The 14,552-nt window shown below is 71.2% G+C and carries 11 protein-coding genes; 3 read left to right on the top strand and 8 right to left on the bottom strand.

The window, feature by feature from the left end:
- Positions 1-19 precede the first annotated feature (19 nt).
- From EOD42_RS08150 to EOD42_RS08140, 3 genes are all read left to right on the top strand, one after another.
- Positions 20-2,842 (top strand): ATP-binding protein, encoded by a 2,823-nt coding sequence (locus EOD42_RS08150; protein ID WP_127786993.1) that lies wholly within the window; start codon positions 20-22, stop codon positions 2,840-2,842.
- Between the two features lie 65 nt (positions 2,843-2,907).
- The gene (locus EOD42_RS08145; protein WP_127786992.1) at positions 2,908-3,657 is read left to right on the top strand and encodes an SDR family oxidoreductase; all 750 of its coding nucleotides are present in this window, start codon (positions 2,908-2,910) and stop codon (positions 3,655-3,657) included.
- 16 nt (positions 3,658-3,673) lie between these two features.
- Positions 3,674-5,218 (top strand): ABC transporter substrate-binding protein, encoded by a 1,545-nt coding sequence (locus EOD42_RS08140; protein ID WP_164867830.1) that lies wholly within the window; start codon positions 3,674-3,676, stop codon positions 5,216-5,218.
- Here the strand turns inward: EOD42_RS08140 and EOD42_RS08135 are convergent.
- The 8 genes from EOD42_RS08135 to EOD42_RS08100 form a co-directional block, all read right to left on the bottom strand.
- Positions 5,203-5,562: a helix-turn-helix domain-containing protein gene (locus EOD42_RS08135; RefSeq protein WP_164867829.1), complete on the bottom strand. Its 360-nt coding sequence runs from the start codon at positions 5,560-5,562 to the stop codon at positions 5,203-5,205. The genes EOD42_RS08140 and EOD42_RS08135 overlap by 16 nt on opposite strands.
- An 88-nt stretch (positions 5,563-5,650) precedes the next feature.
- Entirely contained in the window at positions 5,651-7,228 is a 1,578-nt protein-coding gene (locus EOD42_RS08130) for an MFS transporter (protein WP_127786989.1), read from the bottom strand.
- The gene (locus tag EOD42_RS08125) at positions 7,218-7,598 is read right to left on the bottom strand and encodes a DoxX family protein (protein ID WP_127786988.1); all 381 of its coding nucleotides are present in this window, start codon (positions 7,596-7,598) and stop codon (positions 7,218-7,220) included. Before EOD42_RS08125 ends, EOD42_RS08130 begins: the two co-directional genes overlap by 11 nt.
- The gene (locus EOD42_RS08120; protein WP_127786987.1) at positions 7,598-9,457 is read right to left on the bottom strand and encodes an amidohydrolase; all 1,860 of its coding nucleotides are present in this window, start codon (positions 9,455-9,457) and stop codon (positions 7,598-7,600) included. Before EOD42_RS08120 ends, EOD42_RS08125 begins: the two co-directional genes overlap by 1 nt.
- 16 nt (positions 9,458-9,473) lie before the next feature.
- Positions 9,474-9,734: a DUF1427 family protein gene (locus EOD42_RS08115; RefSeq protein ID WP_127786986.1), complete on the bottom strand. Its 261-nt coding sequence runs from the start codon at positions 9,732-9,734 to the stop codon at positions 9,474-9,476.
- Between the two features lie 47 nt (positions 9,735-9,781).
- Positions 9,782-10,618 carry an alpha/beta fold hydrolase gene (locus EOD42_RS08110; RefSeq protein WP_127787218.1) on the bottom strand — a complete coding sequence of 279 codons (837 nt, stop codon included), beginning with the start codon at positions 10,616-10,618 and terminating at the stop codon, positions 9,782-9,784.
- 94 nt (positions 10,619-10,712) lie between these two features.
- Positions 10,713-11,366 (bottom strand): hydrolase, encoded by a 654-nt coding sequence (locus EOD42_RS08105; RefSeq protein WP_127786985.1) that lies wholly within the window; start codon positions 11,364-11,366, stop codon positions 10,713-10,715.
- Positions 11,367-11,458: 92 nt separating this feature from the next.
- Positions 11,459-14,551: an efflux RND transporter permease subunit gene (locus EOD42_RS08100; RefSeq protein ID WP_127786984.1), complete on the bottom strand. Its 3,093-nt coding sequence runs from the start codon at positions 14,549-14,551 to the stop codon at positions 11,459-11,461.
- Position 14,552 lies beyond the last annotated feature (1 nt).

Genomic DNA, 14,552 nt, shown 5'->3' with positions numbered 1-14,552 from the left:
ATGTCGAGATCCAACTTGCATGCCTGACGAAGGCCGCGGGATGGGCGCCGAGGAAATCCGCTTCGGGGATTTCACGCTGCTGCCGGCCCGCAAGATGCTGCTGCGCGGCGCCAAGGAGGTGCGGATCGGCCAGAGGGCGCTCGATCTGCTGATCGCGCTCGTCCGGCATCCGGGCGCCGTGCTGGAACGCGACATGCTGGTGGCGGCCGTCTGGCCTGGGCGGCACGTCGATGATTCCAACCTGCGCGCCCAGATGGCCGCCCTGCGCCGCGCCCTGGGCGACAGCGAGACCGACGGCCGCCATGTGCTGACCGTGCCGGGCCGGGGCTACAGCTTCGTGGCCCCGGTGCAGGCCCAGCCGCCCCAGCCCGCGCCGCCCGCCGCCAGCAAGCTGCCGGTGCGCCTGCAATCCGTGGTCGGGCGCGATGCCGAGATCGCGCTGCTGGACGAGGCGCTGGGCCGGCACCGCTTCGTCAGCGTCATCGGCGCGGGCGGCGTCGGCAAGACCACGGTGGCGCTCAGCGTCGCGCAGCGGGTGGCCGCCCGCTTCGAGCAGCCCCCCATCATGATCGACCTGGGCGCGCTGACCGACGGCACGCTGGCGGCCGGGCAGCTGCTGGGCGCGCTGAACCACGGCGCCGAGGGCGCGCCGGGCCGCTTCGAGGCGCTGCTGGACCAGGCGCACCGCCTCATCATCCTCGACAGCTGCGAGCATGTGATCGCGGAGGCCGCGCGCCTGGCCGAGCAGATCCTGGCGGCCGGCCCGCGCGTGCGGGTGCTGGCCACCAGCCGGGAACCGCTGCGCGCCGAGGGCGAATGGACCTATCGCCTGCCCTCCATGGAAAGCCCGCCCGAAGGCGAGGCGCTGACGGCCCAGGCCGTGGCGTCCTTCCCGGCGGTGGCGCTGTTCCGGGAACGGGTCCGCGCCGCCGGCGCGCCCGAGGAGATGAGCGACGCCGAGGCACCGCTGGTCGCGCGCATCTGCCGCCAGCTGGACGGCATTCCGCTCGCCATCGAGCTGGCCGCCACCCGCGTGCCGCAGCTGGGCCTGCAGGTGCTGGCGGACCGGCTGCACGACCGTTTCCGCCTGCTGATGCAGGGCCGGCGCACCGCCCTGCCCCGCCACCAGACGCTGCGCGCCACGCTGGACTGGAGCCACGACCTGCTGAGCGCCGAGGAACAGCGCGTGGCGCGCCGGCTGTCGGTGTTCCAGGGCTGTTTCCCGATGGATGCCGCCATCGCCATCGCCGCCGAGCCCGGCCAGGACCCGGTGGAGGTGATCGACCTGGTGGGAAGGCTGCTCGACAAATCCTTCCTGACCCTGCAGCCGCGGCTGGAGGAACAGGCCTATCGCTGCCTGGACACCACGCGGCTGTATCTGGCCGACAAGCTGGCCGAGGCCGGGGAGGCCGGCTCCGTCGCCGATGCCCATGCCCGCTACTATACCCAGCTGTTCAGCGAGGCCGAGCCGCTGTGGGACAAGCTGCCGGTGGCCGAGGCCCGGGCCCGGCTGATGCCGGACCTGGACAACCTGCGCTGCGCGATCGACTGGTGCCTGTGCGACGGCGCGCTGCCGGGGATGGGCATCGTGCTGACGGTGGCGGCCGTGCCGCTGTGGTCCGCCTGCGGGCTGGTGGATGAGGCGCGCCGCCGGCTGGAACACGCCGTCGCCGCCTTCCGTGCCGAGGTTGAGCCCGATCCGCGCCAGGGCATGCGCCTCTATGCCGCGCTCGGCACCATCACCGTCTTCCTGTCCGGCACGCTGGAATCGGCCTGGGTCAACACGCTGGTCTTCGCGGAGCAGCTGGGCGACGTGGACCACCAGCTGCGCGCCCTGAACGGCCTGGCGCTGGGTTCGATGCGCCGCGACTACCGCGAGGCGCTGGGCCATGCCCGCCGCTTCCGCGAGCTGGCCTGGAGCGCGGGCCTGCTGGAGGACGGGCCGGTCGGCGACCGCCTCGAAGGCTATGTGCTGCATATGATGGGTGAGCAGGCTGAAGCGCGCCGGCTGACCGAGGGGATGCTGGCGCGCTATCCGACCGGCCTGCTGCGCCCGCATCAGGGCAAGCTGAATTTCTATGACCAGCGTATCCTCTCCAGGGCTACCCTGGCGCGGATCCTGTGGCTGCAGGGCGAGACGGCGCGGGCCATGGCGGTGGCTGAGGAGGCACTGGGCGAGGCGCGCGCCATGCAGCACCCCTTCAGCGAGATCTTCGCCCTGGGCCTCGCCTCCTGGCCGCTGGCCTATCTGCAGGGCGACATGCAGCGGGCTTCGGCGCTGCGCGCGCTGATGCAGGCCGAATACCGCCAGACGCGGGGCTGGGTGCTCTGGAGCGACTGCTACCTGGCGCTGGAACGCATCGAGGCGGGCGACACCGCGGCGGGGCTGGCCCTGTTGCAGGAAAGGCTGGGCCAGATGCCGGCGACGGCATTTACCGCCCGCATGCCGATGATGCGCGCCGGCGTCGCGCGGGCCCAGCTGCGGCTCGGCCGGCCGGAGGAGGCGCTCGCGACCCTGCTGACCGCGCTGGCCGATGCGCGCGGCGCGCATGAATTGTGGTTCGAGGCCGAATACATCCGCCTGATCGGCGAGGCGTTGCTGGTGCAGGGCCGCGAGGAGGAAGCCGCCGCCCAGTTCGCGGAGGCACTGGCCGTGGCCGGGCGCCAGCAGGCGCATGCCTGGTCGCTGCGCGCGGCCGTGAGCCTGGGCCGGATGGGCCGGGCCGGCTGCGAGGCGGAGCGGGACCGCCTGGCCGCGATCCTGAACCGCTTCCCGGCCGATGCCGCCTGCCCCCTGCTGGCTGAGGCGCGGGCGCTGCTCGCCGCCACCGACACCGCATAAATCTCCAATCCAACCCCTGGGGCGCCTGTCAGCATGTCCGGCCAGGCAGAGGGGAACAACGCGGCGTGTCGGTCAGGCTGTCGGGAAAGGTGGCGCTGGTCACCGGCGGGTCGCGCGGCATCGGGCGCGCCGCCGCGCTGGCGCTGGCGGACGCGGGGGCGGCGCTGGCCATCAGCTACAGCCGCGACGAGGAAGCCGCCGCCCGGCTGGTGCGCTGCGCCGAGGGCCGCGGCTGCCTGGCCCGCGCCTATCGCGCCGATCAGGGCCATACCGGGGACATCCACAGGTTGATCCGGGCCGTCGCCCGGGATTTCGGCGTGCTGGACATATTGGTGAACAACGCCGCGCATTTCGCCACCGGCGGGGTGGATGACCCGGATGCCGATGACGCGGCGCTGGCCGCCCAGGCGGCCGTCAATGTGCAGGGGGTGTTCACCACCATCCGCGCCGCGGTGCCGCTGATGCGGCGCGGCGGGCGCATCATCTCCGTCGGCTGCATGGCGGCCGACCATGCGGGGGCCCCGGGCCTGGCCGAATACGCGGCCAGCCGCGCGGCGGTGGTGGGGTTCAGCAAGGGGGCGGCGCGCGATCTCGGCCCGCTCGGCATCACGGTGAATGTGGTGCAGGCGGGCCCCATCGACAGCAGCCGCAACCCGGCCAACGGCCCCTTCGCCGAGAGCCAGCGCGCCGCGACCGCCCTCGGCCGCTTCGGCACGGCCGAGGAAGTGGCCGCCGGCATCCTGTTCCTCGCCGGGCCAGGCGCCTCCTACGTGACGGGCACGGTGCTGACCATCGATGGCGGCTACGGGGCCTAGCTGCTATTTTCTGCCCATGAGAATATTCAGGCGAAGTACGGCGGCGCTCGCGCTGTCGCTACTGGCCGGCGGCGCCGGCGCGGCGGAACTGCGGATCGGCCTCTCTGTCATGCCGACCACAGCGGACCCGCATTTCCACGCCGATGCCGGCAATTTCACCCTGCACCGGCACCTCTATGAAAGCCTGCTGCAATGGTCGGGCGACGGCCGGCTGCTGCCGCTTCTGGCCGAAAGCTGGGCGCCGCTGCCGTCCGGCGACGGCTGGGAGCTGCGCATCGACCCCGCCGCCCGGTTTTCCGACGGCACGGCCGTGACGGCCGAGGATGCGTCGGCCAGCCTGCGCCGCGCCGCGACCATCGCCAACAGCCCGGCGCGCTACACCCCCTTCCTGGTCGGGCTGCAGCGGGTGGAGGTCGTCTCGCCCCAGGTGCTGCGCGTGTTCACGCATGGGCCGGGGCCCCTGCTGCCGAACGGGCTGACGACCATCATGATCGTACCCGCGCGCATCGCCGCCACGGCCCAGCCCGGCGACTTCAACCCGGGCGGCCCCGCCGCGATCGGCAGCGGCCCCTATCGCCTCACGGAATACCGCCAGGGCCAGGGCGCCGTGCTGGAGCGCGCCGCGGGCTGGTGGGGGCGCGCGCCCCTGCCCTGGAGCGAAATCCGGCTGCGCATCCTGCCCCATGACGCCGCCCGGGTCGCGGCGCTGCTGGCCGGCGATGTGGATCTGATCGAGAACGTGCCCCTGCGCGACGGCCCCCGCCTGGCTGCCACGGAGGGCCTGCATGTGGCGCGGCAGGACGGCACGCGCATCATGTTCCTGGCGATGAGCCGGCAGGCGGCCGCCGACAACCCGCTGCGTGATCGCCGGGTGCGGCGGGCCCTGTCGCTGGCCGTCAACCGCGCGGCCCTGGCGCAACAGGTGATGGACGGCGCGGCGGAACCTGCCGGCCAGCTGATGCCGCCCGGCCGCGCGTCCCATGATCCGGCGCTGGCACCGCCCGCGATGGACCGCGCCGCCGCGCGCCGCCTGCTGGCCGAGGCCGGCCTTGGCGATGGCCTGCGCCTGACGCTGACCGGCACCGGCAATCGCTTTCCCAACGACACGCGCCTGCTGCAGGCCGTGGCCCAGATGTGGCGGCAGGCCGGCATCGAGGCCGAGGTCGAAGTCCTGCCGCCGGCCGCCTTCTTCCCGCGCCTGTCGGCGGGCCGCTTCAGCGTGGCGCTGTCCGGCTGGCTGACCGGACCGGGAGAGCCGAACAGCTTCCTCAACGCCTTTCTCGCCACGCGCGACGCCGGCCGCGGCATGGGCGCGCTGAACGGCACGGGATACGGCGACCCGCGGTTGGACGCGCTGCTGACCCAAGCCCTGGCGACGGCGGACACGCCGCGCCGCCAGGGCCTGTGGCGCCAGGCCGCGCGCCTCGCCTTTCATGAGGATGTGGCCATGGTGCCGCTGCTGCATGTGGCCAGCCTGTGGGCCATGCGAGGGGGCATCCGCTATGCCCCCCGCATGGACAGCCTGACCCTCGCCATGGATGCCGCTCAGGCGGCCGAATAAAGCGCCTCGCGCCGCCAGGCCGCCGGGCTCACGCCCATGGCCTCCTGGAAGCGCCGGGTCAGGTGCGGCTGGTCGCAGAAGCCGCATTCCAGCGCGATCTCGGACAGGGCATGGGCGGGCTGGCGCATCAGGGCCCTGGCGCGCTCCAGCCGTCGCAGCAGCACATAGGCATGCGGTGAGGTGCCGAAGCTGATGCGGAAGGCGCGTGAGAAATAGCCGGTGCTGAGCCCGACCAGCGTGGCCAGCCGCGCCACGCTGAGGTCCTCGGGCAGGTTGGTGTCGATGTGGTCGGTCAGCTTGCGGGCCTGCCAGGCGGCAAGCCCCGCATTCATGGTCTGGTTCATCGGTGCCCCCCTCCGGCGGGTGCCGGAGGAGGCTTCGGGCCGAAGCGGCCGGTGAGACAGCCAAAAGCCGTGAAAAGCTGTGAAACGCTCAGAGTGCGAGGAAATGCCTGACTTCCGGCGGGGTCTGGCCGATGTGAAAGCGCCGCAGTTCACCCTGCAGATCGGCATCGGCATGGGAAACCCGGCGATGCTGGCGCAGATGCTCGGCCCAGGATTCGACCATGAACCATTCGATGACGCGGGTGGGGTCGGCCGCATCCTCGGCCAGGCCCCAGCTATAGGCGCCATCCCGCCGCCGCGCGGCCGAGAGCCGGTGCGCCAGCGCGCGGAACTCCGCCGCCGTGCCGGGCGCCAGCCGGTATTCGATCAGGATCGTGACCGGGCCGCGATCGTGCTCGATCGGTGCCGCCAGCAGCGGCTCGGGCCAGTGGCGGGAGGGGCTGAGATCGGCTTCCCCGCGCGGCAGCGGGAAGCGGCGCAGCAGCAGCGCCTTGGCCGTCAGGGCGGCGGCGGCCACCCACAGGGCGGCGGGCACGCCGATGCCCTCCGCCACCGCGCCCCACAGCAGGCTGCCCACCGTGACCGCGCCGTTGAACACGGTCAGGTAGACGGCGAGCGCCCGCCCCCGCACCCAATTGGGCAGGATGGACTGCGCGGTGCCGTTCAGCCCGGTCAGCGCCGTGATCCAGGCGATGCCCAGCAGCACCAGCACGAGCGGCGCCAGCATGCGCGGCGGCGCCAGCGCCAGCAGCACCATCGCCAGCGCCGTGAGCAGCGAGGCGCCCAGCAGCAGCCCGTCGATGTCCAGGTGCCGGCGCGCCATGGGCAGCAGGAAGGCGCCCAGGATGGCCCCCGCCCCCACCGCGCCCAGCAGCAGCCCGTAATAGCCGGCGTCGCCCCCCAGCACCTGGCGTGCCACCAGCGGCAGCAACGCCCAGATCGCGCTGCCCAGCACGAAGAACAGCGCCGCCCGCGCCAGCACCACATGCAGTTCCCGGCTGGAGCGCGCATAGCGCAGCCCGGCCCGGAAGGCGCCGGCGAAGCGCTCGGACAGCGGGTCGTCCTCGCCAGGCGGGCGGCGCCACAGCAGCAGCGCGCCGATCACCACGACATAGCTCGCGACATCCGCGCCATAGGTGATGGTGGCGCCGAATGCGGCCAGCAGCAGCCCGCCCGCCGCGGGCCCGATGGCGCGCGCGATGTTGATGCCGAGCGAGTTGAGCGCCACCGCGCTGCGGATGTCGCGGGGCGGCACCAGCTCCGGCACGATGGCCTGCCAGGTGGGGGCCATCAGGGCGGCGCCGATGCCGCCCAGGAAGGTCAGCCCCACCAGCGCGGCCACCGACATCGCGCCCGTCTCGGCGAGCGCCATCAGCGACAGGCTGACCAGCGCCAGCAGCACCTGCACCGCCAGCAGGAAGCGCCGGCGGTCCAGGATGTCGGCCAGCACACCCGCCGGGATGGCGAGCAGGAAAACCGGCAGCGTGCCCGCCGCCTGGATCAGCGAGACGGCGGCGGGCCCGGCGCCGAGATCGGTCACCAGCCAGGCGCTGGCCACATCGCGCATGAAGCTGCCGATATTGCCGATGACGGTGGCGAACCACAGCAGCGCGAAGGTGGGCTGCAGCAGCGGGGCGAAGCTGCCGCCCTTGGGTTCACCGCTCATGGGCCAGGTCCCGGATGGCGACGAGCAGGAAGGCGCCCACCAGCCCCAGATGCTCATGGAAGGAATTGGCGGTCATGAAGCGTTCATGGCCCGGCGGCAGCGCCCAATAGCGGTTGGCGATGAAGGTGGCCGCCAGCGTGAAGACCGCCAGCAGCAGCGCCCCCAGCCAGCGCAGCCGCCCGGTCAGGATCAGCAGGCTGGCGCCGAGTTCGAGAATGATGGTCAGCACGGCCGTGACCGTGGGCAGCGGCAGGGCGAAATGCTCCGCCTCCGCCACCGCGCCCGGAAAATCGAGCAGCTTGTTCAGCCCGCCCTGGAGGTAGGCCGCGCAGAGCAGCAGCAGCCCGAGGAAGGTGAGAGCGCGCGCCATCAGAACGACCAGCAGGAGCAGCCGAGCGCCCCCCAGAAGCCGCGATCCTGCCCGGCCGGCGTGGCCGATGCCCAGGCCCGCGCATGGTCGTGCCCATGCACACCGCAGGAGGTGGCGCAGCAGGAGACGGCACGCGCGAAGGGCGTCTGCCGCCGCTGCTGATAGCCGCCGAAGCGGCGCACCGGCGACCAGTCGGGCATGGCGGGCGGCAGGTCGGGGGCCAGCGGCGCGTAGTCCGACGCGCCATGCACGATGCGCCCGCCCACCACCGTCAGCACCGAGGTGATGTCCTGGATCTCGTCACCCGGCACCGAGAAATAGTCGCGGTCCAGCACGGCCAGGTCCGCCAGCTGCCCCACCGCGATCTGGCCCTTCTTGCCTTCCTCGTTGGAGAACCAGGTGACCTTCTCGGTCAGCATGCGCAGCGCGGTCTCGCGGTCCAGCGTGTTGCGCTCGGGCGTGATGCGGGTGCCGCCCACGGTGCGGCCCGTCACCAGCCAGTACAGCCCGACCCAGGGGTTGTAGGAGGCGACGCGGGTGGCGTCGGTGCCGGCCGAGACCTTCACCCCCATCTCCAGCATCTTCGCCACCGGCGGGGTGGCCTCCGCGGCGCGGGCGCCATAGCGCTCGACGAAATACTCGCCCTGATAGGCCATGCGGTGCTGCACCGCGACGCCACCGCCCAGCCGCGCGATGCGCTCCAGGCTGCGCTCGCTGACGGTCTCCGCGTGGTCGAAGATCCAGTGCAGCCCGTCGAGCGGCATCTCCTCGTTCACCTTCTCGAACACGTCCAGCGCCCGGGTGATGGTCTCGTCATAGGTGGCGTGCAGCCGCCAGGGCCAGCGGTTCTGCACCAGCACGCGCACCACGCTTTCCAGGTCGCCTTCCATGCTCTCGGGCATGTCCGGGCGCTCGACACGGAAATCCTCGAAATCGGCGGCGGTATAGACCAGCATCTCGCCCGCGCCGTTCAGGCGGAAATAGTCGTCGCCCTGCTGGTACTTGTTCTCACTGGTCCAGCGCAGGAAGTCTTCCTTCTCCTGCTTCGGCTTCTGGGTGAACAGGTTGTAGGCGATGCGCACGGTCAGCTGGTCGTCCGCGGCCAGCTTCTGGATGACCTCATAGTCATCGGGGTAGTTCTGGTTGCCGCCGCCGGCGTCGATGGCACTCGTGACACCCAGCCGGTTCAGGTCGCGCATGAAGTGGCGCGTGGAGTTCAGCTGGTATTCCAGCGGCAGCTTCGGCCCGCGCGCCAGCGTCGCGTACAGGATGGTCGCATTCGGCCTGGCCAGCAGCAGGCCGGTGGGCGTGCCGTCGGGGTCGCGCTGGATCTCGCCGCCCGGCGGGTTGGGCGTGTCCTTGTCATAGCCCACGGCGCGCAGGGCGGCCGCGTTCAGCAGGGCACGGTCATACAGGTGCAGGATGAAGACAGGCGTTTCCGGAGCCGCCGCGTTGATCTCGGCCAGCGTCGGCAGGCGCTTTTCCTCGAACTGATGCTCGGTGAAGCCGCCCACGATGCGCACCCATTGCGGCGGCGGCGTCACGGCCGCCTGGCGCTTCAGCATATCCATCGCATCGGCCAGGCTGCGCACGCCGTCCCAGCGCAGTTCCATGTTGAAGTTCAGCCCGCCGCGGATCAGGTGCAGGTGGTTGTCGAACAGGCCCGGGATCAGCCGCCGGCCGCCGAGGTCGATCACGCGGGTGCCGGGGCCGGCGGTGGGCAGGATGTCGCGGGCCTCGCCCACCGCGCTGAAGCGGCCGGCGGTGATGGCCACGGCCTCGGGCGCCGGGTTGGCACGGTCGAGACTGGTGATCCCGCCATTGTGCAGGATCATGTCGGGGGCGGCGGTGGCTGCCATGGCGGGTTCTCCGGAATTACGCTTCGTCGGCGGGCTTGGCGGCGCGCGACGGCAGGTGGCCGAACAGGTGGTTGCGGCTGTCTTCCATGATGACGGAGACGCTGATCGGGTGGCCGGCGAAGACGCGCCTGGCCAGCGGCACGATCTGCTCACCCAGCAGGATGCCGAGCAGGCCGAGCAGCGCCACCACGGGCGGCGCGGGGGAGCGGACGTTGAGCAGGCTGTAGACCACGCCCACCAGCAGCCCCGCGCCGATCGAGGCGAGATAGACCTTCATGTGATTGCTCTCGGAAAGGGGCGGGCCGCGCGGCCCGCCCGCGGGGTTCACGCCTGGATGAAGGCCAGCAGATCGGCGTTCAGCGTGTCGGCGTTCACCGTCAGCATCCCGTGCGAGAAGCCGGGATAGACCTTCAGCGTGCCGCGGCTGAGCAGAGGCGCCGACTTCAACGCGGCATCGGCGATGGGCACGATCTGGTCGTCATCGCCGTGCAGCACCAGCGTGGGCACCGTGATGGCGCGCAGGTCATCGGTCTGGTCGGTCTCGGAGAAGGCCTTGATGCCGTCGTAATGCGCCTTGGCACCACCCATCATGCCCTGGCGCCACCAGTTCTGGATCACGCCCTCATGCACGGTCGCCCCCGGGCGGTTGAAGCCATAGAAGGGCCCGGCCGGCACGTCGCGGAAGAACTGCGCGCGGTTGGCCGCGAGCGCCGCGCGGAAGCCGTCGAACACCTCGATGGGCAGGCCCTCGGGGTTGGCGGGGGTCTTCAGCATCAGCGGCGGCACGGCGCTGACCAGCACGGCCTTGGCCACGCGGCCGGCGGGCTGGCCGTGCTTCGCGACATAGCGCGCGACCTCGCCGCCGCCGGTCGAATGGCCGATATGCACGGCATTGCGCAGGTCCAGATGCTGCACCACCGCGAAGGCATCGGCGGCGTAGTGGTCCATGTCATGGCCGTCCGCCACCTGGGCCGAGCGCCCATGGCCGCGCCGGTCATGGGCCACCACGCGGAAGCCCTTCGACAGGAAGAACAGCATCTGCGCGTCCCAGTCATCGGCGCTCAGCGGCCAGCCATGGTGGAACATGATCGGCTGGGCGCTCTTCGGGCCCCAATCCTTGTAGAAGATCTCGACGCCATCGGGCGTGGTCACGGTGCTCATCGCGGTCTGTCCTTCGCTTGTGGTGGACGCCCGGCCCAGGGCCGGCAGCATGGCGGAAGCGGCCAGCAGGGCCGCCCCCTCACGGCGGGTGGCCTCAGCCTTCATGCGCGCCGAACATGGACTTGGCGTAGATGATTCCCAGGCCATAGGAACCGCCGAACTTCTTGGCGATTCCGGTCGTCATCTCGTAGGTGCCGGTGCGGGCCCAGTCGCGCTGCAGCTCCAGCAGATACTGCAGGCTGGTCATCGGGCGGGCGCCGGCCTGGATCATGCGCTCCATCGCGCGCTCATGCGCCTCGGTCGAGACATCGCCGCAGGCATCCGCGATCACATACACCTCGAAGCCCTGGTCGATGGCCGACAGCGCGGGGCCCACGATGCACACGCCCGTCCACAGCCCGGCGAGGACGATGCGCGGCTTGCCGATGCGGTTGATCTCCTCGATCACCGCGGCATCCTCCCAGGTGTTCATGGAGGTGCGGTCGAGCAGCGCCTGGCCGGGGAAGGCATCCGTGATCTCGCTGAACATCGGGCCCGAGAAGGACTTCTCGGCCACGGTGGTCAGGATGGTGGAGACGCCGAAGCCGGCCGCCGCGTGTGAGATCAGGGCCGCGTTGTTGCGCAGGTTCACCGCGTCGATGGATTTGGTGGCGAAGGACATCTGCGACTGGAAGTCGATCATGACCAGGATGTGGTCATCGGCGTTCAGCAGCATCTTGCCGGGGGTCGGCGTAGCGGTGAGGGCCATGGGAAGGTCCTTGTGAGGTGTATGGCCTCAACCTGCCCTTGTGCGCCCGCTTCGGGCTTGCACCCTTCGTACCTTTTCGGCGCCGCCCCGCCTCAGGCCGTCGCCACCTTCCGCGTCCTGCTGCCCAGCCGCGCCTTCAGCCTTTCGAGGGCCAGATACACCACGGGCGTGGTGTAGAGCGTGAGGATCTGCGACAGCGCCAGCCCACCGATGATGGCGATGCCGAGCGGCCGGCGCAGCTCGCTGCCTGCCCCCGCGCCGATGGCCAGGGGCACGGCCCCCAGCAGGGCGGCCAGCGTCGTCATCAGGATGGGGCGGAAACGCTCGCGGCAGGCGGCCAGGATGGCCTCCATCGGGGCCGCGCCCTCCTCGCGCTCATGCTCCAGCGCGAAGTCCACCATCATGATGCCGTTCTTCTTCACGATGCCCATCAGCAGGATCACGCCGATCAGCGCGATCACGGTGAAGGGCGTGCCCGTCAGCATCAGCGCCAGCAGCGCGCCGATGCCCGCCGTGGGCAGGGTGGAGATGATGGTGATCGGGTGCCACGGGTCCTCATACAGGATGCCGAGCACGAGATAGATGCAGGCGAGAGCCGCCAGCACCAGCAGCCCCTGCCCCTGCTGGACCGAGCGGAACACCCGCGCATTGCCCGCGAATTCGCCGCGCACGCTGGGCGGCATGCCGATGTCGCGCTGCGCCTGCTCGACCAGGGTGGATGCCTCACCCAGCGCCACGCCGGGTGCCAGGTTGAAGGTGATGGTCGAGGCCGGGAACTGCCCCTGGTGCATGATGGCCAGCGGCGCGCTGGCCCGTTCCAGCCGCGCCACCGCGCCGAGCGGGATGGAGGTGCCGCCCCGCCCGGGCAGGAAGATGCGCATCAGCTGGTTGGGGTCCTCGGTCAGCGCCGGGTCGATCTCCATCACCACGCGGTACTGGTTGCGCGTGCGGTAGATCACGCTGACCTGGCGCTGGGCGAAGGCGTTGTTCAGCACGGCGTTGATGCCCTGCACCGTCAGGCCCAGGCGCGCGGCGGCATCCCGGTCCACCACCAGCCGCGTGATCAGCCCCGCGCGCTGCTGGTCGGAGGAGACATCCTGCAGCTGCGGTATCTCCTTCAGGCGGCGCACCAGCGCCTCGGACCAGTTCTGCAGCTCATCCAGGTCGGCCGCCAGCAGCGCGTACTGGAACTGCGCATTGCCCGACCGCCCGCCCACATTGATGTCCTGCACGGCGCGCAGGAAGGTCTGGGTGCCGGCGATGCGCCCCAGCTGCGGGCGCAGCCGGTTGATCACCATGTCGGCCGTGACGCCCGGCCGCTCCTCCAGCGGCTTCAGGGAGACGAACAGGCTGGCGGAGCTGACGCCGCCGCGCCCGCTGCCGCCCCCGACGGAGCCGCCGACCGCCGCCACCGCGGGGTCCTGCATGATGATGCGGCTGGCCTCCGTCTGGCGCTGCATCATGGTCTGGAAGGAGGTATCGGGCGCGGCCTGCACCGCGCCCGCGATCAGTCCGGTATCCTGCTGCGGAAAGAAGTCCTTGGGCACGATGATGTAGAGCCAGACCGTGACGCCCACGAGCGCCACGGTGAACAGCAGCGCCAGGCGCGACCAGCGCAGCACCACCGCCAGGCTGCGCATGTAGCCCTCGATGATCCAGTCCATCAGGCGCTCGAACCGGCGGCCGAACCAGCCGGGCGGCTTCTCCTCTCCGGTGCCGAGGCGCCCGGCCACCATGGGTGTCACGGTCAGGGAGATGACGGCCGAGAGTGCGACCGCCACGGCCAGCACGATGGAGAATTCGCGGAACAGCCGCCCCACCACCCCCGGCATGAACAGCAGCGGGATGAACACCGCGATCAGCGAGACGGTGATGGAGACCACCGTGAAGCCGATGCGCCGCGCGCCTTCGAGCGCGGCCCGCAAGGGCGGCACGCCACGCTCGCGCAGGCGCATCATCTGCTCGATCATCACGATGGCGTCGTCCACCACGAAGCCCACCGAGATGGTGAGCGCCATCAGCGACAGGTTGTCGAGCGAGGCGCCGATCAGCCACATGGCCGCCAGCGTGCCGAGCAGCGAGAGCGGCACCGCGATGGCCGCCGCCAGCACGGCAGAGAAGCGGCGCAGGAAGATCGCGACGACCATCACCACCAGCGCGATCGAGATGTAGAGCGTGTGCTGCACATCCAGCACGCTGGCGCGGATGGTCTGGGTGCGGTCGCGCATGATGTTGATGTCGATGCCCGCCGGGATCCAGCGCTGCAGCGTGGGCAGCATGCCGCGGATGCCGTCCACCACCTCGATCACATTGGCGTCCGGCTGCTTGAAGATGATCATCAGCACGGCGGGCCGGCCGTTGTAGTTGCCGCCCTGCCGGCGGTCCCGCACCCCGGGCGAGACCCGGGCCACATCCGACAGGCGCATGATGGCGCCGTTGGAAGTGCGCAGGATCAGGTTGGCATAGTCCTCCGGCCGCTCGATGCGGTCATTCACCGTGATGGCGCCCGCATGCACGCCGTTGTCGAACAGCCCCACCGGCTGGGTGACGTTGGAGGAGGTGATGGTGGAGCGGATGTTCTCGAGCGTGATGCCGGCCGAGGCCGCGGCCGCCGGGTCCACCTGCACGCGCACGGCCGGCTGCTCGGCGCCCGTCACCACCACCTGGGCCACGCCCGGCACGCGGGCGATGCGCGGGGAGACGATGCTGTCCACCGCGTCATAGACCGCCGAGGGCTCCAGCTGGTCGGAGGTGATGGCCATGATCAGCACGGGCGCATCGGCCGGGTTGGCGCGGCGGAAGGTGGGCGGGTTGGGCAGGCCGGCCGGCAGGTCGCTGCCGGCGGCGTTGATGGCCGCCATCACGTCCTTCGCGGCCTCCGCCACCGGGCGGTTCAGGTCGAACTGCACGACGATCGAGGTGCTGCCGAGGGCGGAGGTCGACGTGATCTCGGTCACGCCCGCGATGGCGCCCAGATGCCGTTCCAGCGGTGCTGCGACGGAGGCCGCCATCACTGCCGGGTCCGCGCCCGGCTGGCTGGCGTTCACCACGATGGTCGGCAGGTCCACCCGCGGCAGGGGCGCCACCGCCAGCCCGAACCACGCTACGATCCCGGCCAGCGCGATGCCGATCGCGAGCATGGTCGTCGCGATCGGCCGCATGATGAAGGGGGCCGAGATCGACATG

This window comes from Rhodovarius crocodyli (assembly GCF_004005855.1).
Taxonomy (GTDB): domain Bacteria; phylum Pseudomonadota; class Alphaproteobacteria; order Acetobacterales; family Acetobacteraceae; genus Rhodovarius; species Rhodovarius crocodyli.
The sequence above is the reverse complement of the archived record's forward strand: the minus strand, read 5'-3'. Positions and strand labels throughout refer to the sequence as shown.